The sequence below is a fragment of the Sorangium sp. So ce1153 genome (assembly GCF_051521595.1).
Classification (GTDB): Bacteria; Myxococcota_A; Polyangia; order Polyangiales; family Polyangiaceae; genus Sorangium.
The window spans coordinates 6,237,473-6,260,379 of record NZ_CP150361.1 but is presented as its reverse complement, the minus strand read 5'-3'; the positions used below and the strand labels follow the sequence as shown (position 1 = coordinate 6,260,379).

Sequence of the window (22,907 nt, the reverse complement as noted above, 5' to 3'; positions counted from 1 at the left end):
TCTATCGCCGTGCCGGGACCTGGGACAAAAATCCGCTACGCCGGCGCGTCACTGCCTCCGGCAGCGGGTCGCAGGTCGCGACATCGAGCGTGGTCCCGGCGCGCGGCTCGCCCGACCATGGCCACATCCCGGACCTGGTCCGCCCTGCACCGGTCTTGGACAACGGGCCACGGCGTCTCCGGTCGGAGGGGCTCACCCCGAACATCCGGCGGAAGGTCCGGGTCATGTGCGCCGCGTCCGCGAAGCCGGCCGCGCCGGCTTCGCGCGAGGTCGAAGCGCGCAGGGCGAGAGCGCGCGCTGCGGGCAGACGGGCGGCCGCAGACAGAGGGAGCGCGGTCGCGACGTCCGTCGGTTACCCTCGAGGCCGGTGAGGAGTCGCCCCTTCATTGCGCTGCGCCTGCCCGAGGTCGCGCACCCGGGCGAGACGTTCGACGTCGAGCTCTCGCTCGACAGCGCCTCGGAGACGCCGATCGACTTCGTGCGCGTGAGCTTGCAGTCCACGCAGACGCTCTGGTCGATGGGCCGCGGGGAGATCCTCGCGGTTCGCGAGCGGCTCCTCGCCAGCGAGGAGGTGGCCGGGCGGGGGCGGCTCGGGGAGGGCCTGCACCGCTACCGGGCCTCGTTCCCGCTGCCCGACGACATCCCGCCGACGCACCTGGGGCTCGTCGCCGAGCTCCGGTGCGGGGTCCGCGCGCTCGTGTCGATCCCGTGGTGGCTCGACGCCGAGGAGAGCGGGGACATCGTCGTGCGGCCGCCGATCGGGCCGCGGCCGAGGAGCGAGCCGTTCACCGGCGCGAGCGCGCGGGGGAGCGGCGCGTTCGTCGAGGTGTCGCTGCCGGATCGCACCTTCGCCCCTGGCGACACGCTGACCGGGGCCATCGCCTTCGGCGGGCTCCTCGGGGGCCGCGCCAGCGCCCTCGAGGTGGCGCTGGTCGGCGTCGAGCGGGTCCATGTGGCGGGGCAGAGCGCGTCGAGCGAGGTCCACCGGCTGTCGTTCTTCCGGGACCTCGCGGGGACCCACGAGGGGCGGGAGGTGCCGTTCCGCATCGAGGTGCCGGGCGATCTCGCGCCTGCCTTCAGCGCCGCGCAGGTCTCCCTGGAGTACGCGCTCGAGGCGGTGCTGGAGCACTCGGACGGCCGGGTGGTGCACCGCATCCCCGTGGTCATCGGCGCGTTCGCGCCGCGGAGCGGGGGCGACGGGAAGCGTCCTCGTGTGGGCGTGGCCCGATGGCGGGCGGTCTGGGCGCGCGCGGGGCAGAGGGCTGGTCTCTCGGTGCGCGAGGGGGCGAGCGGGCTGGGGCTCCGCGGCGTCCAGGCTGGCTGCGTCGTGGAGGTGGCTCCTGCCGAGGAGCGCTCGGCGCCCGGCCTGAGCGCGACGGTGCATTTCGCCGAGCCCTGGGGGCTAGATCTCCACGTGCGGCCGAGGCGCGCCCTGGAGCGCATCGGCGTGGTCACCGGCGATGCCCCGTTCGACAGGCACCTGCGTGCATCCGGGCGGGAGGACGCGCAGGTGCTGGGGGCGCTCACGCCTGCCTTGCGGGCGGCGCTGGCGGCGTTCCCCGAGGTGGACCTCGACGACGCGCGGGCGCGGGTGCGGAGCGCCGTGGGGGCGTTCGACGAGTCGGTGCTCGACGTGTTCCTGAGTCAGGTCGAGGCGCTCGCGCGGGCGGTCGCAGAGGCCGGCGCGTCGCTGCCGCCCCCGGCGGCGATGGAGGGGTGGCTGCCCGCGTGGCGCCGCTTCGCGGAGGACAGCGACGGGGCGCTGCAGGTCGGGCCGATGCGGCTCACGGGGACCTTCGAGGGAGCGAAGTTCGAGCTGAGGACGCGGTTCGAGCGGGCCACGCCGGCCGGCGCGCGGCTTGCGTTGCAGCTGGATCCGCCGATCGGGGGCGCTTCTGGGCCGATGAAGGCGTCGGGAGAGGCGCTCGCGGCCGCGATCCTGGCGCAGGCGTCGCGGCTCGGGGAGGTCGCGGAGGGGGCGGTCGCGGTGCAGCCGGGGGAGATCGCCGTGACGATCGTGACGCCGCTCGCGGATCCGGCGGCGGTGCGGGAGGTGCTGCGGTCGATGCTGGCGCTCGCACACGAGCTGCGGGGCGAGCGGCGGGGCGGGCCGTACCGGTGAGGGCGGCGCCGCGCATGGGGTCAGTCGCCTTCGAGATCGAGGTCTTCCCACCAGATGGAGAGCTCGATCTCCACCTCCTCGAAGGGCTCGGCGCGCACCCGTTCCGTCGGGCCGTGAACGCCCAGCTCGAGCCACCTGCCGTCGACGAGACGGCTGACCGCGAGCGATCTCGCCTCGGGGTCCACGTACCAGAGGTGGCTCACCCCGATCTCGGCGTAGAAGCGCCGCTTGACGATGAGGTCATAAGCGCGCGTCCGGGGAGACAGGACCTCGCAGACCCAGTCCGGCACGACGCGGATGGGCTCCTTCACGGGCAGGCGAGGCAGCCGCTCGCGCCGCCACCCCGCGACATCCGGCGAGATCTCCGGGGCGCGAGGGAGCTCGACGCCCGGCTCGGCGAGGATCCACCAGCCGCCTGGACCGTTGCGCCGCTTCTGAAAGGGGCCGTGAAGGTCGGAGGCGATGCTGGTCTCAAGGCTTCCGTGCGGGGCGCGCGGGCGGGGGAAGGCGTAGAGCTCGCCGTCGATGATCTCGCCGCGCATCGTGTCAGGCAGCGCTTCGAGGTCCGCCCTCGTGGCGGGGTGATCCAGCTTCCGGGCAAGGCTCATCGGGATGCTCCAGGTGCCACGGAGCTTACCCCAGCCGCGGCGCGCCGCGCGAACACCAGCACGGCTGCGATGCCGGCCGCGCGCGACTCCCCTGGGAGCTGCGGGCCTGGAGGACGTACGCGCCTCGAACGGGATTGGCCAGGAGCGGTCGATCTCTCTACAACCGGCGCTCAATCCAGACCAAGCGCAGACCGGACCGAGAGTAGCGGCTCGTCGTCCGGGATACGCAGGCCGGGCATGAGCTCGTCGAGCTCACCCGGCTCGAAGCGGCAGAGGTTGGTGGCGTGCCAGAAGCCACCCCCGACGTTGCCACCGAGCTTGTAGCGGCCGTCGGGGCGGAAGGCGACCCAGCCCTCGGGCAGCTTGAGCAGCACGGCGCGGCACGTGCCGGTGCGCGTGTCCCAGAGGCGCATCGTGTCATCGCGAGAGCAAGAAAACAGGGTCGCGCTGTCGGGACTGAACGCCACACGCGTAACTGAATCGGAATGGCCGATCAGAACGCGAACGAAGTCACCGGTCGACGCGTCCCATAGACGGATGCTCTCGTCGGATGAGCCTGACGCGATGAACGCTCCGTCAGGACTGAAGGCAACGCTGGTGACGTGGGCGGAGTGACCCAGCAGCGTGCCTGTCGCTTCGCCAGTCGCGTCTCGCCATAAGAGCACACTATGATCGGAGCCGCCCGATGCCAACGTGGCACCGTCGGCGCTGAAGGCCACGCTCATGACGCTGCTGGCGTGCCCGCTCAGCTCGTGTCTCATTCCCCCGTCCGCCGCTCGCCAGACTCGAACGGTTCCATCTCCCGAGCCAGAGGCCACTGCCGAACCGTCAGGACTGAACGCCACGCTCCTGATGCCGTGCGTATGACCCTGGAGCACATGCAACAGGGTGCCCGTCGTCACCGCCCATAGCCGCACCGTATGGTCCTGGGACCCGGAAGCCAGCGTTGCGCCATCTGGGCTGAATGCGATACTGGACACCAGGTGTGAATGCCCTTGAAACTTGCGCGCCAGCTTGCCCGTCTCAATGTTCCAGAGCTGTACTGTGTTGTCGTGCGCGCCGATAGCCATGCTCGTGCCATCGGGGCTGAAGGCGAGATCCATCAAGTAGTCGCCGTGCCCCGACTGAACGCGTGACACGTTCCCCCTCGACACGCTCCAGAGCTGAATGCTGCCACCGGCGGAGGTGGAAGCGACCGTCGTACCGTCACGGCTCAGAGCCATGCTCATCAAGAGCGGGGATCGACCCTCCAGCACGCGCAGCGTTTCTCCTGTCGACACCCGCCAGAGCCGCACCGTGCCGTCGCGAGCCCCCGTAGCCAGTGTCTCTCCGTCAGGGCTGAACGCCACGCTCAGCACCAGGTCTGAATGGCCCTCCAGCACGCGCAGCGTCCCTCCCGTCGATGCCTGCCAGAGCCGCACCGTGCCGTCGCGGGAACCGGAAGCCAGCGCCACGCCGTCGGAGGAGAACGCCACGCTCATCACCGCATCCGAATGGCCCTCCAGCACGCGTAGCGTTTCTCCTGTCGACACCCGCCAGAGACACACTTTGCCATCCCGGGCGCCGGAAGCGAGCATCGCGCCGTCAGGACTGAACGCCACTCCCGTCAGAAAATCTGAGTGGCCACCGAACTCTCGCAGCAGTCGTCCTGTCGACGCCTGCCAGATGCGCACCGTGGCGTCGCGGGAGCAGGAAGCCAGCGTATCCCCCAAAGGACTGAAGGCCGCAAACGATGTTCCATGCGGCTGGTTTCGCAGCAACCTGGCCTCGGTGAGGGTGATCACCTCCCAGAGACGGACATCCTGATCCGATGAGCCGGAAGCGAGCGTCGCGCCGTCAGGGCTGAACGCCACGCTCATCACGGCGCGCGCGTGCCCTTTCAGCACGCAGAGCGCATTGCCTGTCGAAACATCCCATAGCCGAACGGTGCCATCCTTCGAGCCGGAAGCGAGCGTCGCGCCGTCAGGGCTAAACGCGACGCTCATGACCAGACCGGTGTGCCCCTTCAGCATGCGCAGCGCGCTGCCGGTCGCCAGGTCGTACAAGGCGAGCCCGTCAGCATGGCCGGAAGCGAGCAATTCCCCGTCAGGGCTGATCGTCACAGCATGGCATTCGCCGAAGTGCACCCAGGTCGGCTCGAACCTCGCCGCCTCCGGCATCGCCGCGCCGAACGTGTCGCACCCGTCGAACCGCGCCCCGCGCACGCCTACGAGCTTCGCCCCGCGAAGCTTCACCGCTTCCAGCCTCGCCCCCGTCAGGTCTGCGCCGACAAGCCGCCCCCGCACCGCCGTCGCCCCCGTCAGATCCGCCCCCGAGAGGTCCGCCCCCGAGAGGTCCGCCCCGTCGAGCAGCGCCCCCTCCAGCCGCGCCCCGCTCAGGTTGGCGCGCACGAGCTTCGCCTCCCTCAGATCCGCCCCCCGGAGGTCGCACCCGCTGAGGTCCTTCCCCGAGAGGTCCTGCCCGCGCAGGTCCGCCCCCGCGAGGTTCATCCGCTCGTGCACCCCGAGCCCCATCCGCCCGTCGAGCCGCAGCGCGTTCGCCGCCGCCACCGTGCCCCACGCCCCGCCGAGCGCCCCCTGCGCCCACCTCGCCGCCGCCTCGCGCCCCGCGAGCGCCCCGAAGAAGTCGGCCATCAGGTCGCTCACCTCCCGCTGCGCGAGCGCCGCCGCCTCCCCGGCGCGCTGCACCTCCTCGGCCGCCTCCCGCGCCACGAGCCACTCGAGCACCGACTGGTGGATGAACCGGAAGTTCTCCTGGTCGTCCCACACGAGCAGCGTCCCCGACCCGATCTGGTGCGCCGCCACCCCCACATCGAGCTCGTGCCGCCCGAGCGCCTGCAGCGCCGCGATGAGCTCCGCGGGCAGCTCGCGGATGCTCACGCTCTGCTCGGTCCGCTGCCACAGCCGCGTCGCGAGCTCCGTCACCGCCCGCCACCGCTGCGCCACCGACAGCCCCGGCTGCGCGCCCTTCGGGTGCGCGCGCTCGTACTCCCAGACGAGCCACCGGTCCAGCAGGAGCCGGTACAGCCCCGCCGAGGTGATCTCCCCGTCGCCCGCCTTCGCCTGCCGGAGCTGCGCCTCCTCGATCTCCGCGATGAACCCCAGCATCCGCGGGTTCGCCGACAGACCGAGCAGATCCTTCACGTCCGCGAGCAGCCGCATGCGCGCGTCGGCGGCCTCCTCGCCGCCGAGCCGGTTCACGAGGAACCTGTGGATCTGCGCCTCGGTGAACGGCAAGAGGCGCGCGAGCCGGTAGCCGGGCAGCAAGGCGGCCCTCTCCGCGAGCGCCGACCGCACCTGCTGCTCCGACATGAAGTGCTGGCTCCGGCTCGTGACCACCACCTTCGCCGCCTTGCCCTGCGCCGCCTGGATCAGCGTGTCGAAGTGCTCGACCGCGCGGTCATACGTGACGCGAAAGGCGAGCTCGTCGAAGCCGTCGAACAGGAGCGCGATCCGCCCCTCGGCGAGCATGTGCCGGAACGCGGGCAGATCGATCTTGCCGAGCCCCGCGAGCGCGAGGTGCTGCGCGATGAGCGCGTTCAGGTCGCGCGCCTTCTCCAGCGCGCGCATCTCGATGAGGACCGGCGTCAGCGCGCCGCCGGCCTTGCCCATGCGCCGCGCGAGCTCGTGCAGGAGGAACGTCTTGCCCGTGCCGAAGTCGCCGAGCACCAGCACGAACCGGCTGTGCTCCGAGTCGAGCAGCTCGGTGAGCGCGTCGAGCGCGCGCTCGCGCAGCGATTCCGTCTGGCCCGTCGTGAGCGCGACACGCTGGTCGACGTAGAGCGCCGGCGGATAGGTGGGGTCCCGCTCGAGGCTCGCGCTCTGCCACGCCAGGTAGCCGCGGAAATCGACGAGCCCCTGGTACTCGAGGAACCGCGCGAGGCGCACCCGCCGCGCGCTCGCGTACCGCACGAGCTCCTCCGGCGCGGGCTCGCCGCCGTAGACGAGCGTGGAGACGAGGCCGGGGTCGTCGCGCCGGTAGGAGGCGTCGATGCTCTCCAGGAAGGCGGAGACGGCCTCGGTCGAGATGCCGCTCTCGAGCGCCGCCAGCGGCGCGATCCGGACGATGCCGCCCTCGTTGACCGAGACGCGCAGGTAGCAGCCGAAGGGCAGGGGCGCGTCGAACCACTCGATCTCCACGCCCTCGGGCTCGCGCAGCCTGCACACGCGCTCGACGCGCGAGAGGAAGTCGTCGCTGCGCCCCTCGCCCGGCAGGAGGATGTCGTCGCCGTGCGGCTCCGCGCGGCCGCCCCGCACGCGCGCCGGGAAGCGGCGTGGCGCCCGGCCTCGCCCGGCGGGCTCGGGCGAGAGGTAGCGCCGCAGGAACGCGAACAGGAACTCCGCCGACGCGCGGCACGCGAACGCGCGGAAGCTGTCGTCCTTCTCGTGGTCGCCGTGATCCGAGACCGCCTTCGCGATGATCGACCGCCGCCCGAGGCGCTCCGCGACGTAGCCGATCGCCGCGGCCTCCATCTCGACGCCGAGCACCCTCCGCCCGATCGGCTTCAGCCGCTCGAACAGGCCGGCGTCCTCCTGCACCGCCTTGCCCGTGGCGATCGGGCCGATGTGTACGCGGAACGGCCGGGCCGGCGGCGGGCCGTCGGGGTGGACGACGCGATCCCGGCGGACCTGCGCCACGCCCGCCTCCGTGAGCTCGAGGCCGGCGTCGCCGATGCGGAGCACGCCCTGCGCCTCCAGCTCGCCGATGCGCTCGGTCCAGCCCGGGCACCGCGCGGCGCGCTCCGGCAGCGAGACCGGCGGCGGTCCGCCCTCGACCTGGCTCGCATAGAGCGCGTGCCGGAGCCACCACGCCTGCGACGCCGCAGGCGGCGGCCGCTCGCGCGCGAGGGGCGCCTGCCGCTCGAACTCGCGCGCGAAGAGCGCGGCGTCCATGTTCCACGTGCGCTCGAGGTTGTACGTCTCGATGTCGTGGAAGAACTCGGCGGCGCCGTCGCCGCCGGGCGCGACGCGCTTGCCCTCGTCGTGGCTGTAGACCCGATCCGCGACGATCACGTCGCCGAGCGACACCTCGCCGCGCCTGCCGGCGCAGATGCCGCACATCGCGAGGCACCCCGGGTCGAGCTCCTCGATGAGCCCCTGCGCCCGCGCCGCGGCCGCGCTCTCGCCCATCCGCCCCGACCACGCCGCGGCGACGCGGAGCGGCTGGCCGCGGTCGTTCGGCAGCTCGCGGACGTAGTACGGAAACCCGGCCGGATCCCGCGCTTCCCGCCAGCCGTCCCGGCCGCCCTCGCCGAGCGCGAGCACCGCCTCGAGCTCGTCCTGCAGCGCGGTCACGACCAGCGCGTCGACGCGCCCTGTGAGGATGTCCGCCGGCACCGGGCCACTCTAACAAACCGAGCCCCGGCCTCCAGGTCCCCGTCCGGGCGGCGACCTGGCCGATTTTCTTGGACGACCGCCCTCCGCCGGGGCTTTCATCCGGCCCATGGCGAGGCTCGTCGAGGCGCTGAACCGGTTCTTCGGGCGGGTCGAGATCCTCGCGCTCGGCCTCGAGAACGAGCGCAGCGCCGCCGAGGTCGCGCTCGCGAAGGGCATGCCGCTCGAGGCCCGCGAGCACGCGCGCTCCATCCTCTCGGTCCTGCCCGACTCGGCCGTCGGGCTCGCGCTCTGGGCCGACGCCGCGGAGGATGCCTGGCTCGACGAGGAGGTGGTCACCGCGCTCGCGGACCTCACGAAGCGCGTGCCGTGGCGCGCCGACGTGTGGCTCCGCCTCGGGCGCGCGGGGCAGCGCATCGGCTGGGACGGCGCGCGGGGCGCGCTCGAGCGGGCCGCGTCGGCGCCGGAGGAGCGCGACGCCGCGCGCCTGGCGCTGCTCGACCTGTGCGACCTCGACCTCGCCGCCGGCGACCCGGCCCGCGCGCAGCGCTGGCTCGACCGCATCCCGGCGCCGCTCTCGACCGCGCCCGATCGCGACGCCGCCCTCCGCCGCGCCGCGTGCGCGCTCGCGCGCGGCGATCTCGACGGCGCGCGCGCCGCCGCGGAGACCCTGGGCGAGCCCGCCGCCATCGAGGGGCGCGCCGCGCTCGTCCTCGCCCGGCTCGCGCTGGCCGAGGCGAGCGCCGCGGCGGGCGCCTCCGCGGCGGCGCTCCCGCCCGCCGTGGTGGCGCGCGCGCTCGACCTCGGGCTCCGGGCGCTCGTGCTCGACGTCCCCGGCGCGGCGGAGCTCTGCGCCTCGCTCGTCGCCGCCTCCCGCGACGTGCTCGTCGTCGACCGCGTGCGCCGCGTCGTCCGCGCCGCGGGCGCGCTCGACGAGCCGACCTGGGCCGCCGCGTTCGCGTTCGCCGAGGGGCGGCGCGACGACGCGCGGCAGGCGCTCGCGCGCGGGCTCTCCGCCGGCGACCCCGCGGCCGCGGCGGCGCTGCTCAGCATGGCGGTCGAGACGCGCGACCTCGGCGCGCTCGACGCGCTCGCCGCGCGTGCGAAGGAGCGCGGCGCGGCGGCGCCGCTGCTCTCGCCCGACCTCCTCCGGCTGCGCGACGCCGCGGCGATGGCGGCCGAGGGGCAGGGGATCAAGGCGCTCGACGCGCTCGACGCCGTGACGGGCGAGGGCGCGGCGTGGGCCGAGGACATCCGCCGCTCGATCGCGCGCGGGTGGCTCCCCGCCGCGGAGGGCGGCGCCGCGCCGCGCCCCGCCGCCTGGAGCGACGTGCTGCGCGAGCTCGCGCGCACGGCCAAGCTCCTCGATCGGCTCGACCTGCTCGCGGCGACCGAGGCCCTCGCCGTCGAGCGGGAGCGCCCGCTCCGGGCCGCCGTGGTCGGCGAGTTCAACGCGGGCAAGAGCACGTTCCTGAACGCGCTGCTCGGCGAGGACGTCGCGCCGACCGGCGTGCTGCCGACGACCGCGACGCTCCACTGGGTCGCCTGGGCGCCCGACCCGTTCGCGCGCATCGTCGTGCGCGGCGGCCAGGACCGCGTCGTGCCGCACGCGGCGCTGAAGGACACGCTGCGCGCGCTCGCGGCCGACGGCAGCAAGGTCTCGCGGGTCTTCATCTACGCGCCCATCGAGCGGCTCAAGCGCGTCGAGATCCTCGACACGCCCGGCTTCAACGCGCCGGACCCCGACCACATCGCGGAGGCGCGGCGGGCGTTCGACGAGGCCCACGTCGCCATCTGGCTGCTCGACGCGCCCCAGGCGATGAAGGAGTCGGAGCGGCGGGTGCTCTCCGAGATCAGCGCCCTCGGCGTGCCGGTGCAGATCCTCGCGAACAAGGCCGATCGGCTGAAGCCGGACGCCCTGGAGACGGTGCTCGCGCACGTGCGCGACAGCCTCGCGGCGAGCGCCATCACGTCGCTGACGCCGCCGATCGCCTTCTCCGCGCGGCTCTCGCTCCGGGGGCGGCTCGGCGACGAGGCGGCGCTCGCGGCCTCGGGGTGGGCCGAGGTCGAGGCGCTCTTCGCCGAGCAGATCGTCGACGCGAGCGACGCGCTGCGCGAGCGCGCGCTCCGGCGCAAGGCGGGTCGCATCGCGGTCGAGCTCGCCCACGCGGCGTCCGCGCGCGCCGCGGAGGACCGCGAGGCAGGGCGCCGGGCGCGCGCCGAGGCCGATCGGCTCCGCGCGAGCGCGGCGTACCTGCGGCGCGAGCGGCGGACGATCGCCGCGGCGATCGACAAGGCGCTCGAGCCCGCGCGCCGCGAGCTCGCGGCCGACCTGCGCCCGATCGCGGCGCTGCCCGAGGAGCGCAAGCGCACCGACGCGAGCGTCCGCGCCTACGTGCAGGAGCGGCTCGTGACGCGGCTGAGCTGGCCTCTCTCGGTCGAGATCGCGAGGGCGGCCCACGCCGGCGGCGAGACGGGCGCTCGCGGCGCGCGCGTGGCCGAAGGCGCCGAGGAAGCGAGCGCCGCGCGCGGGGCGCCCGGCGCCGAGCCGTCGCCGCGGGCGGCGGCCCACGTGCGCGCGGTGCTGATGGGCATGGTGGCGGTGCACGACGCCCCCGACGAGCTCGCGGCGCGCTCGATCGAGGGCGTGGTCGAGGCCGCGATCGACGCCTTCGCGATGGCGCTGTCGGCCGAGGCGGAGGTGCCGGTGCCGCCGCCGGCCTCGGCGGCGGTCGAGCAGCGCGCGCAGGCGCTCCGGGCCGCGCTCGAGGCGCCCGCGACGCCCGCCGGCGCCTGAGCGCCCCGCGGGGACCTCGGCGCGCGTCAGACACGACGACCGGCGTTCCGGCTGGCCGATCCTTCGGCCTCGCTGGTGCTCTCGCGCGCCGGCGGCCGCGGCGCGGAGACCGCGAGGGTCAGCGGCTCAGGAAGAACGCGAGCACGCCGAGCGCCAGCCCGATCAGGAGCGCCAGCGGCACGACGAGCCGGACGAGCCACATGTCCGTGGTGCGCGCGGGGGGCCGGCGGTCCCGCCGGACCCGGAACGACGCACCGGTGATCTCGCCGACGACCGTGGGCAGCCCCGGAGGCCGCGGCAGCGCGGCGGCGCCTTGCGGCGCGGAGGCGTGCGGCGCGGCGGCGTGCGGCGCGGCGGCGTGCGGCGCGGCGGCGTGCGGCGCCGCCGGTCGGGGGGACGGCGCGCGCGCGCCCGTGGGGGAGAAGAGCGGCCCGAAGTCCTTGCGATCGTGGATCACGATGTCGCTCGACGGCGGGTCGCTGGACGGCATGCTGAGCCGCGCCTGCGGGAGCGTGCGCGAGAGGTCCTCCGACGTCGGCCCGGCGAGCGCGCCGCCGGGCAGCGTCGCGGCGCGCGACGAGATCGCGCTCGACGGCGGCCCCTCCGTCAGCACGCCCTCGCGGAACATCGCCTTCGCCAGCACCTCGCCGCGCTGCGCCGGCGGCGGCGGCGGCACGTCGATCTCGCGCAGCGGCGGCGCGGCCGTCATCGTGCTCCGGATCGACACCGGCATCGCCGACTCGATGGTCGGCGCGTCCTCGGGCGCGCTCGCCGACGCGGCGGGGAACAGCGCCTCCGACAGGTGCGGCAGGAGCCGCTCGAGCTCGTCGCGCAGCTCGCGCGCGGTCTGCTGCCGCTGGCCCGGCAGCTTCGCGAGCGCCGTGAGGATGATCGCCTCGAGGCCGGGGTGGATCTGCGGCACGAACAGGCTCGGCGCGGGCGGCCGCTTCCGGACGTGATCCATCGCCACCTCCCACACGACGGACGTGGGCGGGAAGGGGAGCCGGCCCGTGACCAGCAGGAAGAGGAGGATCCCGCACGCGTACACGTCGCTGCGCCCGTCGATGGCGTCACCCCGGCACTGCTCCGGGGACATGTACGCCGGCGTGCCGACGACGACGCCCACCGTGGTGACCGAGCCCCAGACGCTGATCGGCGCGCTGTTCGGTCCGTCGTCGCCGGCCCGGGTGCCGCCCTCGACCATCTTCGCGATGCCGAAGTCGAGCACCTTCACGCGCTCGACCGACGGATCCGCGGGATCCCGCAGGATCATGACGTTCTCGGGCTTGAGGTCGCGGTGCACGATGCCGCGGTCGTGCGCGGCGGCGAGCGCGTCGGTGATGCCGATCAGGATCCGCGCGGCGCGGGCCTCGGAGAGCCGGCGCTCGGCGAGGAGGAGCTCGAACAGGTCCTGCCCGGAGACGAGCTCCATCACGATGTACGGCAGGTGCCCTTCCACGCCGGAGTCGACGATCTGCACCGTGTTCGGGTGGCGGAGGCGGGACGCGGCCTTCGCCTCCCGCTCGAAGCGCGTCACGAACGTCGCGTCGCCGAGGAGCTGCGGGTGCATGATCTTGATCGCGACGTCGCGCGGCTCCGCGTCCTGCGCGCCGCGGTAGACCGCCGCCATCGCGCCCTCGCCGATGAAGCCCGTGATCTGGAAGCGCCCTGCGATCGTTCGGCCGATGAGTTGCGGGCCCGCGCTCATGAGCGAGACTTCACCATAGATAGAGTCCTCTGGGAGAGCTACCCCCGGCCTTCGCGATCTACGGCCTCGCCGGCGCGGGCCGTGGCTCCGTCTTCGTCCCGAGGATCGCCTCCAGGATCGGCCGCGACCCCTGCACCGCGGTGCGCTGCGAGTAGAAATGGAGCCCGCGCAGCCCGCCGAGCTCCTCGCCGCCGCCGGCGCGGCCCGGGCCGCCGTGGATCGTCTGCGGGAGGACGGTGCCGGGGCCGGGCGCCTGGTCGGCGATCCGCTCGCTGCCGAGCACGACGCGGCCGTGGTAGGGCGCGACGCCGAGCAGCACCTCCGCCGTGAAGCCGCGGTCGTCGCTGTAGACCGCGCAGACGAGGCTCCCGCGCCCGCGGCGCAGCAGCGTGACCGCGTGCGCCGCGCCGCCGTCGTAAGGGAAGAGCGTCGCGACCGGGCCGAAGACCTCGTGCTCGTGCGCGGCGGCCGCGCCGTCGGGGCCGCTCGCGACGAGCAGCGTCGGCGGCACGAAGTACCCCTTTCCGTCAGGCACCCCGAGCCTCTCGAACGGCCCGGTGCCGCCGAGCGCCACCGCCGCGTCCGCCGCGAGGCGCTCGATGCCCGCGCGCACGCCGCGGAGCTGGTCGGCTGTGGTGAGCGGACCTACCGTGACGCCGTCCTGCGCCGGGTCGCCGACGCGCGCGTCGCGGAGGCGGTCGACGAGGTCGTCGCGCACCGTCTCGATGACCGACGCGGGCACGAAGATGCGCCGGATCGCCGTGCACTTCTGGCCGGCCTTCTGGGTCATGTCGCGGACGACGTCGCGGAGGAACATCGCGTACGTCTCGGAGCCGGGGTCGACGTCGGGGCCGAGGACCGCGCCGTTCAGGCTGTCGGCCTCGACGTTCACGCGGACGCTCTCGCGCGCGAGGGCCGGCAGGAGCCGGAGCGCCGCCCCGGTGGTGCTGGAGCCGGTGAAGGCGAGGACGTCCTCGCCGCCGAGGTGGTCGAGGAGATCGCCCGGCGGGCCGGCGACGAACGAGAGCGCGCCGCGCGGCAGCGGGGCGCGCTCGGTGAAGATCTTCATCAGCCGGAGCGCGACGAGCGCCGTGCTCGTCGCCGGCTTCGTGATGACGGGCATGCCCGCGAGGAGCGCGCACGCGGCCTTCTCGGCGAGCCCCCACGCGGGGAAGTTGAAGGCGTTGATGTGCACCGCGACGCCGGGGCGCGGCACCAGGATGTGCTGGCCGAAGAAGCGAGGCGAGCGCCCGAGCTGCACGCCGTCGCCGTCGGCGAGCAGCCGCGCGTCGCCGAGCTGGGCGCCGAGGTCGGCGTAGTAGGCGAGCGTGCCGATCGCGCCGTCGATGTCGAACTTGGCGTCGCCGCGCGTGTTGCCGCCGTTCTGGATGGCGACCTCGATGAGCGCGTCGCGGTGCGCGTGCGCGGCGCGCGACATCGCGCGCAGCAGCTCGCCGCGCTCGGCGAACGTGAGCGCGCGGAGCGAGGGGCCGCCCTCCGCCCGCGCGAACGCCACGGCGGCCGCGAGGTCGAGCCCGTCCGTGCTCGTCTCGGCGAGCGGCTCCTCCGTCGCGGGGTTGACCAGCGCGTGCGGGGCGCCCTGACCGGCGCTCCACTGCCCTGCGACGTAGCTCTCGAGCCGCTCCATGGGCGCGTAGCCTACTCGCGCGGTCGCTCGGCACAACCCCCACGCGGGCGGCGCGCGGCGCTCTTCGCTCGCCCGTCCATTGCTCGAGCGTCGCGCGACGCGCCGCGACTTGCCGCGCCCGTCACCGTGCCCGTCACCGTATGTATTACTTGCACGAGGCGGACGCGAGCAGCGCCGTGATCTTCGCCCTGACCACCTCGAACTCCCGCACCGCGAGATCGATCTCGGCCTCGCGCTGCCTGCGGCCGGACTCGACAAGATCGAAGCTCGTCACGGTGCCGGCCTCGAACGCGACCTGCGTGAGGCGCGCTGTCTCGCGCGCGAGGTCTCGCGCCTGCTCGGCGACGGCGCGTGCCTGCTCGGCGACCGCGACGCCCCGCACCGCCTGCGACGTGTCGAGCTCGGCCGCGCGCTCCGCCAGGCCGATGCGCGCCCGCTGCTGCTCGACCAGCGCCCGGTTCACCCGGAGATCGCCGTAGCGCGCGCCGCCGTCCCAGATGGGGACGGTGAGCACGGCGCTGATCGACCACTCCCACGACCGCGTGCTGATGCCCTGATCGTTCCCGAACGCGGTCTGCCCCTGCAGCGTGCTCGACAGCTCCGCGTACGGGGCGAACGCGAGCTTCGCGTCGGTGAGGTTGCGCTCGGCGATCTCCAGCTCGGCCCGGGCCGCGCGGACGTCGGCGCGCTGATCCGAGCGCCCCTGGGAGCACTGCGACTGCATCTCCGCCGCGATCCCGTTGAGCGAGAAGGTCTGCGGGACGCCGACCTCGCCGCGCTCGCCCAGCACGGCCCCGAGCGCCTCGCGCGACCTGCGCAGCGACTCGTCGCCGGTGACGAGCGTCGCGCGGGCGAGCGCGACGTCCTGCTCCGCGCGCACGACGTCGAGCTTCGTGCCGGTGCCGAGGCGCTCGCGCCGCCGCGTGAGCTCCAGCCGCTCCAGCGCGCTGCGCAGCCCGACGCGGTTGACCTCGCTGACCCGCTCGGCCGTGATGATCGAGACGACGGCGTCCGCGACCGCGCCGATCGTGACGCGGCGGCGATCCTCCAGGCTCAGCTTGGCGACCTCGACCGACAGGTTGGCGGTGCCGATGCCGTACCACGCGCGCGGGGCGAGGATCGGCTGGCTGAGCGTCAGGGACGCCGAGGCGCTCGTCGGAAAGAGATCGGAACGCGAGGTGCTCGGGGCCGTCGGATCCGGGTCCGCCGGCACCCCCACCGTGGTCTGGTCGCCCGCCAGGCGGTGGGTCAGGCTGCCCCTTGCGTCGAGGCTCGGCAGCGCCGCGGCGAGCGCCCGCCGCGCGATGCCCTCGGCGCGGGCGACCTCCTGCACGGCGATGACGAGATCGACCGAGCGCTGGTCGATGATCGCGCGCGCGTCGTTCCAGTTCGCGAGCGTGCGCGCCGGCGGCGGGACGGGCGCGAGCGCCGGGTCGTTCACCTCGATGCGCTGCAGCGCCGGCGTCGCGGCCGGCGCCGGCGCCGCTGCCGGGGCCGCCGCGGGGGGCTGCTGCCCGGCCCGCCCCTGAGGCTGCTGGCCCGGCTGCCCCCGGGGAGGCGCCGGCTGGGCGAGGGCGACCCCTTGATGCAGGGCGAGGAAGGCGAGAGTGCGGACAGCGACCATGCGGAGCCGGCGACGAGGCATGCGCGACTCGATGCGCCGTCCGGCGCGCGACGACAAGCCCGAAGCCGACGGGGCACGGTCCGGGCCTGCGCGCGTGTGAGAAACCGTGGGCGGGGCGACGGCGCGGCGGGCCGCCGGGAGGGGCCAAGTCATGGCGACGAAACGCGGATGCGGCACTATTCTGGACCACCGATGCCAAGCCGGTTGCCCCCGAATGACATCTGCCTCGGCTGCGGAAGGCGGCGGCGATGCGGCGCCGCGGATCCCTGCGCGCGCTGCGGCGAGCCCCCTCACCGCGCCGCGTGGCGCCGGTCCGAGCAGCACGGGGCGCCGCCGAAGATCGAGCTGTTCCTGAGCGCGATCACGAGCGGCCTGCTGCTCGCGTACACGGCGCTCTACGTGCTCCTCCTGACAGGCTTGGCCGAGTCCGCGGACAGCTCCTTCCCGGCCGCGGCGCTGTTCGCCGTGATCCTGGCGCTCGGCGTGCGGCTCTCGCGGTGGATCGTGCGCTCGCTGTTCGAGCTCTGGGGCACCACGTGGGCGTACCGCTCCGCGGACGGCGCGCGCTGGGGCACCGTGAGCACGCTCTTCGGGTGGTACGGCGCCGGCGAGGGCGTGAGCCTCACGGCGTTCCACCCCACGAGCGCGGGCTCGACGCTCTTCTGCTCCTCGGACGCGATCGACGCGGGGCTCCCCGTCGTCGCCGCGAACCTCTCGCGCATCGTGGGCGCGAGGGGCAGAGACGCCTTCTCGCCTTTCGAGGTGCTGATGCTCAGCGCCTTCACGGGCCTCGTCGCGCGCGGCGAGGCGACCATCAGCAAGGCCACGGCGGTGCGCTGGCGCAAGGACTGGCTCGGCGGCGCGCGGCGCGGCGCGCCGCACACGGCCTTCACGATCGAGCGCGCGAGCGATCGCGAGGAGGGCAGCGCGATCGAGCGCGAGATCCTCTCGGCGCTGCAGGCCAAGGCGGACGGCCTCGCGCCCCTCGCGGAGCCCGCGCGGCCAGGGGGCTACCGCGACGCCGCGTGGCGGCCGCCGCCCGTGCGGCTGCGCATCGAGGAGGTGCTGCGCCCGCGCGCGCTCGCGCTGGCGGCCAGGGCGCTCCGGCGGGAGCCCCGCGGCGGCGCGCCCGTCGCGGTCGCCGCGGCGCTCGACGAGTTCGGCAAGCGCGATCCTGCGCGGATGAGCCACCTCCGCGCGCTCCTCGCGGAGCACCGCCGCGGCGCGCTCTCGGCGTGAGCGGCGGCGCGCCGCTCAGTGCCAGACGCCGATGCCGGCGCTCACGCTGTCGTAGCGGGGCGCGAAGTCCATGGACGCCTGCAGCGTGTACGCGACCTCGGGCAGCAGGCCCCAGAAGGTCGTCGACAGCACGCGGATGTCCGCGCCGAACGTGAAGTGCTGCCGGCCCACGCGCCCGCTCCCCAGCCGCCCGAAGCGGTTCGGCTCGTAGTAGCTGCCGAACCGCGTGTGCACGCGGCCAGGGATCGGCTCCGTCTCGATCCCGAACCGCGGCGAGAAGCTCACGTGCGCGCCCGAGGTGCCCACCGCCGAGGCGCCTTGATCGCTGCCGGGCTGGTTCTGCGCCAGGAACCGCTCCAGGCTGACGCCGTTCGACACGGCGCCCGTCACGAGGAGCTCCGCGGTGATGAGCAGGTGCTCGCGGGGCCAGTTCCAGTAGCGGGCGCGCCGCTCCCGCTCGAGGACGGCCGGGCCCGCCGCGAGCTCGCGCTCGTCGGCGGCGCGCTCGCGCGCCCGCTCCACCGCGAAGGCGCGCTCGCGCTCGGCGCGCGCCGCCGGCTCCTCGATCGCGCCGAGCTCGAGCTCCCGCCGCGCCTCCCGCTCGGCGCGCCGGCGCGCGATCATCGCGCGGAGCTCCCGCTCCTGATCGTGCGGGTTGATCCACGCCGGGTTGAGCGGGCGCGGGCCGACCTGCACGGCGAGCCCGACCTCGAGCTCCCAGGGGAGGACGACCTCGTTGGGGAGGATCAGGCCGCCGGCGCGCCGGACGCGTCCGTCCGTGATCACGCCCTCGCCGAGCAGCCTCCCTCCGTTCACCGGCAGCCGGAGCGTGGCGCCGAGCCGGTACGACGCCCAGTCGGGGCGGATGAGCAGCCCGAGCTCCGGGGAGATGCCCGCGATCGTCAGGTTGGTCTGCTCGGCGTCGAGCCCGAGCGTCACCGCGCGGGCGCCGGCGCCCAGCACGAGCGTGTCGCCGAGCAGGCGGACCCCGCCGAGGAAGTGGTACTTGCCGATCACGACCGTCGTCTCGGCGCCGGCGGCGTCCGTGAGCGAGTACCGCTGCAGCTCGGCGTTGACGCCGACGCCGAAGTCGCCCGCCTGCAGCTGGCCGCCGAGCGTCAGGTAGACGAAATTCGAGTAGTCGAGGTCGATGTCGCCGCTGTTGTCGAAATCGTTGTTCTCGAAGAGCTCGATCGGTATCGAGATCGACGCGGCGACGTCGCCCTCCAGCCAGCTGTGGCTGAAGGGCTCGCGGAGCGCGGGCGCCGCGGCGTTGGCCACCATGCCGGCGATCCCCTCGGCGTACCCGGCGTACGCGCCGGCGATCCCGGTGACACGGAGCGGCGCGAGGATGGGCCCCTGGAAGAGGTCGATGGCGTAGGCGTTGTCCTGGAGCGGCTGGGCCGACGCGGCAGGCGGCAGGCCGGCGGCGAGCGCCAGCGCGGCGAGCGCGGCGGCGGAGCGGCGGGCGGCGTGGAGGGCCGCGGTTCTCTCGCTCACCTCGCGCTGCTCCGGTCCAACAGCATCTCGTCGCGCCCGCGGCGAGGTGATAGCACTGCCCCGCACGGAAGGGACCGCGGAAGCGGAGCCCCGACCCGCGGCGGCTGGGCCCACGGCTTCAGGGCTCCCCGGCTCACAAGAAAAAAGAGGGGCCCGCCCGCCGCGCACCACCGCCCGCCCAAGGAATCGCCGCGCTCATGCCTGCCCCCGCCCCCGCGCCCACCGCCCCTGCCTCGGCCTCGCCAGGGACCGACGCGCGAGCGCGCCGCCCGGCGACGGCGCGGCGCCCCGGCGGGCCCCGCGCGCGCGGCCGCCGCATCGCCCTGGTCGTCTATTACAGCGTCGCCGCGCTCATCATCGTCGCGTGCACCCTCCAGCTGATCCGGCAGGTCTTCTTCCTGCCGGCGGCGCCGTCCCCCTACGGGAGCTGCCAGGAGGGCCTGCTGGCCCTCGTCCGGGCCGTCGAGCGCGCCAGGGACGCCGCCCCCGGGACCGACGGGGAGGACGCCGCCCTCGCCCGGTTCCGGAGCAAGCTCGCCCCGGAGTGGACGTACCGGGACGGGGTCGCCGCGTCCTGCCTGGGCTCCGCCGAGGACGAGCGCGCTCTCGACGCCATCGAGCGGCTCCGCTATGCGGAGGAGCACGCAGCGCGGCGCGAGGCAGGCGATCTGGCTCCGCTACGGCGCCGGGTCCGGGCGATTGTCGATGGCCAGCTTGGGCCCGCATCCCCGAGATAATCCCCCGACGCGGCGATCACGCAGGACGATATGACCGACATGACCGTTCCTTCTCCCCCTGCCGCAGTGGCGGGTGAAGCGCAGACCGGCGAAAAGCCCCAGCCGCTGCCCACCTTCGATGTGCTGCCCCTGTCGTCCGAGCTGCGCGAGACGCTCGCGGAGATTGGCTACGTCCACCCGACGCCGGTGCAGCTCGCCGTGTGGGAGCCGGTCACGCGCGGGCGCGACGCGGTGGTGCAGGCGCGCACCGGCACCGGCAAGACGGCGGCCTTCGGGCTGCCGATCGTCGACCACGCCGTGAAGCGCTCGCTCGCGCAGGCGCAGGTGCTCGCGCTGTGCCCGACGCGAGAGCTCGCGCTCCAGGTCTCCGCGGAGGTCGAGCGCCTCGGCAAGCGCAAGGGCGTCAAGGTCGTCGCCGTGTACGGCGGCGCGCCGATGCAGCGGCAGATCGACGCGCTCGCCGCGGGCGCGCAGGTCATCGTCGGCACGCCGGGCCGCGTGCTCGACCACCTGCGCCGCGGGACGATCGTCGCCAAGCACATCCGGCTGCTCGTGCTCGACGAGTGCGACGAGATGCTCTCGATGGGGTTCGAGCGCGAGCTCACCGCGATCCTCGCCGAGCTCCCGCCGGAGCGGCAGACGCTCCTGTTCTCGGCGACGCTCCCGCCCGACATCGAGCGCATCGCGCGCAGCAAGCTGCGCTCCCCCGAGTTCATCACCCTCTCGGGCGACGCCGTCGGCGCGCTCCAGATCCAGCACTTCGTCTACCTCGTCACGGGCGACAAGCACGCCGCGCTCATCCGCATCATCGAGGTCGAGAACCCCGAGAACGCGGTCGTCTTCTGCAACACCAAGGACGAGACGGAGGCGGTCGCCGCGGCGCTGAAGCGCCAGGGCTACGACGCCGACTGGCTGAACGGCGATCTGCCGCAGTCCGACCGCGAGAAGGTGATGAGCGCGACGCGCGAGGGGCGCCTGCGCTTCCTCGTCGCCACCGACGTGGCCGCGCGCGGCATCGACATCTCGCACCTCACGCACGTCATCAACTACGACTTCCCGCAGGACGCCGAGGCGTACGTGCACCGCACCGGCCGCACCGGCCGCGCGGGGCGCACCGGTACGGCGATCGCGCTGATCACGCCGCAGGACGTCGGCCCGCTCTACATCCTCCGGCTGACGTACAAGATCCGGCCGCTGGAGAAGCAGCTCCCCTCGGAGGGGGAGCTCAAGACGCGCGCCGAGGCCGATCTCGTCGCGCTGCTCGCCGAGGCGTTCCTGCCGAAGGGCACGCACCCCGACGATCTCTCGCTCGCGCGCCGGCTGCTCACGCACGACCAGTCGGAGGCGATCGTGGCGGGCCTCCTGCGCGACCACCTCGGCGCGCGGCCGACGGCGCAAGAGGAGGCGAGCGCCGCGCGCCGCGCCCAGCAGCCGCAGCGCGCGACGGCGCGCGAGGGCGCCGAGCGCCCAGCGGGCCCGTCGACCAGGCCCGAGCCCGCCGCGCGCGGAGGGGGCGAGCGCGGCGAGGGCCGCGCCTCGCGCGGAGGGAGCGAGCGGGAAGCGATCCCGCGCGCGGCCGACTCCGCCGATCCGCGCTCGCCGGAGACGGAGCGCAGCAGCGAGCGCGAGATCGCGCGCGAGGCCGAGCGCGACCGCGGGCGGGAGCGCGATCGGCGATCGCTGCGCCTGCGGCGGGACGACGGGCGGCGCGCGCCTCGCGGCGCAGACGCGCCGCCGGGGGACGAGCCGCGGGTCGAGCCGCGCGCCCGTGGCGGCGGCCACGCGCGCGACGAGGGGCCCGTCTCGGTCGAGCCGCTCACGCGCCCGGAGCCGCTGATGCGGATCGAGCCGCCGCGCGGCGAGGGCGTGACCGGCCGCGGCCCGGCGGAGCGCCTGCGCGAGCGGCCGGGCGCCGCGACGCTGCTGTCGGCGCGCCGCGGCCCTGCCGCCGCTGGCGTCGCCGGCGCGCCGGGCAGGCCTCAGGGCGGCGCGCCCGGACAGCCGTTCTCGCGCCACGCAGACTTCACCATGTGGCAGCCGCCGGAGGAGGAGGGCGACGACGAGCCGATCCTCGGCGAGCCGCCTTCTCCGCCGCCCGGCTCGCCCGTGTCGCGCGGCGGCGGCGATCGCGAGCGCGTGAGCAGCGCGGCCCCGTCCACCCCCGGCGAGCCCGCGGTCGAGATCGAGAGCGTCGAGCCGGGTGAGGCGCCGCGCGCCGAGCCCCCGCGCGACGAGCCCGAGGGCGAGTTCGTCGAGGTCTTCATCAACCTCGGGCGGCGCGACGGCGCGCGCGCGGCCGATTTCCAGCGCGTGCTCGTCGAGCGGGCGGGGCTGGCCAAGGGTGATATCCGGCGCATCCGGGTGCGCGAGCGCAACGCGTTCGTCAGCGTCCCGAAGGCCGAGCTCGCGCGGGTCGTGTCGGTGCTGAACGGCGCGACGATCGCGGGCAAGGAGGCGCGCGCGGAGCAGGCTCGGGAGCGCACGTCAAGCGCCGAAGAGGTGACCGAGGACGCCTGACGCGGGGCGCTCCGCCGGAGCGCCCGTCCTGCCGCCGGGCAGCGCCGTCCTGCCGCCGGGCAACAGGTAACGACAGAGCAGGCTCCGCGTGGACGTTCGATGCTGCTGCCCGCGCGCGCCAGACACCGCCCGCCGGCGTACGTCGGTGGGCGCTCGCGTGCGACGCCGTCCAGGCGGCGCCTCCCGGCGCGCAACGCGCTAGCCAAGCCAGCCCACTGGTCGTATCACGGAAGGGATGGCGCGCAGTGGAGCGGAGGATATCGACCGGCTTCGACGGGACATCGATCGAGCGCTTGCTGACAAGCTCGACGCAGAGAGGGTTCTCCCGCTGCTCGCGCGCCTGGCCCGCGCGACGGCCCCGGGCAGCGAGCCATGGCTCTACGCGCACCGCCACCTCGCGGAGATGGGCGTCGAGCACGACCCGTGGCGCGCCGCGCTCTTCGCGCGCCGCGTGCTGCAGTTCCACGAGGAAGACGACGGCGCCTGGGCGGTGCTCGGCCTGGCGCAGTCGCTGCTCGGCAACTACCGCTACGCCGCGCGCGCGTACGAGCGCGCGCTGGCCATCGCGCCCGACAACCCGTGGTATGCCCATAACCTGGGTCACCTCTACGACGTCGCCCTGAACCGCCCGCAGGACGCCTTGCCGCTCCTCGCGCAGGCCACCGAGGCGCAAACGGGCGAGGCCGACATCGCCGCGAGCTACGCCCACGCGCTCGCCCGCTGCGGCAAGCTGGTGCTCGCCAAGAAGATCTTGAAGCGCGCCATCCGCCACGGGGCCACGGCCGACCAGATGGCGCTGTGGCGCTGGCTCGACGCGGGCGCGCCGACGACCGGCGAGAGCGGGCCAGACCCTCAGCGGCCGGCCGACTCGAAGCGCAAGACCAAGCGACGGCGCGCCCGCGAGCGCCAGAGTCTCGGCGACTGATCGAGCCGTTCGCTCGCTCGCCTCGAGAGCTCCTGCTCGCACCCACTCCGAGCGTACCAGGTGAGGAGGCACGTGCGCTCGCTCGCCCTCCGCAAGTCCCAGTCCGACGAGCCCGGCGGCCGGCCGGCCGGGCTCAACCGCGCTGCGGC

Annotated in this window: 13 protein-coding genes; 6 read left to right on the top strand and 7 right to left on the bottom strand. The window is 74.6% G+C overall.

Features of this window, described 5'->3' with window-relative positions:
* Window position 1 precedes the first annotated feature (1 nt).
* Complete coding sequence (locus tag WME85_RS22315) at window positions 2-307, bottom strand: hypothetical protein (protein ID WP_437842343.1); 306 nt, start codon at window positions 305-307, stop codon at window positions 2-4.
* 60 nt (window positions 308-367) lie between these two features.
* Here WME85_RS22315 and WME85_RS22310 point away from each other — a divergent pair, with 60 nt between their 5' ends.
* The gene (locus WME85_RS22310) at window positions 368-2,122 is read left to right on the top strand and encodes a hypothetical protein (protein ID WP_437840773.1); all 1,755 of its coding nucleotides are present in this window, start codon (window positions 368-370) and stop codon (window positions 2,120-2,122) included.
* A 20-nt stretch (window positions 2,123-2,142) separates the two neighbouring features.
* On the opposite strand, the gene WME85_RS22305 is transcribed toward WME85_RS22310, so the two are convergent.
* Entirely contained in the window at window positions 2,143-2,730 is a 588-nt protein-coding gene (locus WME85_RS22305; protein WP_437516739.1) for a Uma2 family endonuclease, read from the bottom strand.
* 170 nt (window positions 2,731-2,900) lie between these two features.
* Window positions 2,901-8,066, bottom strand: coding sequence for a pentapeptide repeat-containing protein (locus WME85_RS22300; RefSeq protein ID WP_437840771.1), 5,166 nt, complete (start codon window positions 8,064-8,066; stop codon window positions 2,901-2,903).
* Between the two features lie 106 nt (window positions 8,067-8,172).
* Here WME85_RS22300 and WME85_RS22295 point away from each other — a divergent pair, with 106 nt between their 5' ends.
* Entirely contained in the window at window positions 8,173-10,860 is a 2,688-nt protein-coding gene (locus WME85_RS22295) for a dynamin family protein (protein ID WP_437840770.1), read from the top strand.
* A 118-nt stretch (window positions 10,861-10,978) separates the two neighbouring features.
* Here WME85_RS22295 and WME85_RS22290 read toward each other — a convergent pair whose 3' ends face one another.
* The 3 genes from WME85_RS22290 to WME85_RS22280 form a co-directional block, all read right to left on the bottom strand.
* Entirely contained in the window at window positions 10,979-12,568 is a 1,590-nt protein-coding gene (locus WME85_RS22290; protein WP_437840769.1) for a protein kinase domain-containing protein, read from the bottom strand.
* Window positions 12,569-12,626: 58 nt separating this feature from the next.
* Entirely contained in the window at window positions 12,627-14,216 is a 1,590-nt protein-coding gene (locus WME85_RS22285) for a 3,4-dehydroadipyl-CoA semialdehyde dehydrogenase (RefSeq protein WP_437840767.1), read from the bottom strand.
* Between the two features lie 145 nt (window positions 14,217-14,361).
* On the bottom strand, window positions 14,362-15,861 hold the full coding sequence (locus tag WME85_RS22280; protein WP_437840765.1) for a TolC family protein: 1,500 nt from the start codon (window positions 15,859-15,861) through the stop codon (window positions 14,362-14,364).
* 183 nt (window positions 15,862-16,044) lie between these two features.
* On the opposite strand from WME85_RS22280, the gene WME85_RS22275 reads away from it, so the two are divergent.
* A complete protein-coding gene (locus WME85_RS22275; protein WP_437840764.1) occupies window positions 16,045-17,079 on the top strand; it encodes a hypothetical protein in 1,035 nt (344 codons plus the stop codon).
* 15 nt (window positions 17,080-17,094) lie between these two features.
* On the opposite strand, the gene WME85_RS22270 is transcribed toward WME85_RS22275, so the two are convergent.
* Window positions 17,095-18,579, bottom strand: a complete 1,485-nt coding sequence (locus WME85_RS22270) for a hypothetical protein (RefSeq protein ID WP_437840762.1) — start codon at window positions 18,577-18,579, stop codon at window positions 17,095-17,097.
* 197 nt (window positions 18,580-18,776) lie between these two features.
* Between WME85_RS22270 and WME85_RS22265 the strand changes: the two genes are divergently transcribed.
* From WME85_RS22265 to WME85_RS22255, 3 genes are all read left to right on the top strand, one after another.
* Entirely contained in the window at window positions 18,777-19,316 is a 540-nt protein-coding gene (locus WME85_RS22265) for a hypothetical protein (RefSeq protein WP_437840760.1), read from the top strand.
* A 39-nt stretch (window positions 19,317-19,355) separates the two neighbouring features.
* Entirely contained in the window at window positions 19,356-21,833 is a 2,478-nt protein-coding gene (locus tag WME85_RS22260; protein ID WP_437840759.1) for a DEAD/DEAH box helicase, read from the top strand.
* A 235-nt stretch (window positions 21,834-22,068) separates the two neighbouring features.
* Entirely contained in the window at window positions 22,069-22,758 is a 690-nt protein-coding gene (locus tag WME85_RS22255) for a tetratricopeptide repeat protein (RefSeq protein WP_061619779.1), read from the top strand.
* Window positions 22,759-22,907: the final 149 nt, after the last annotated feature.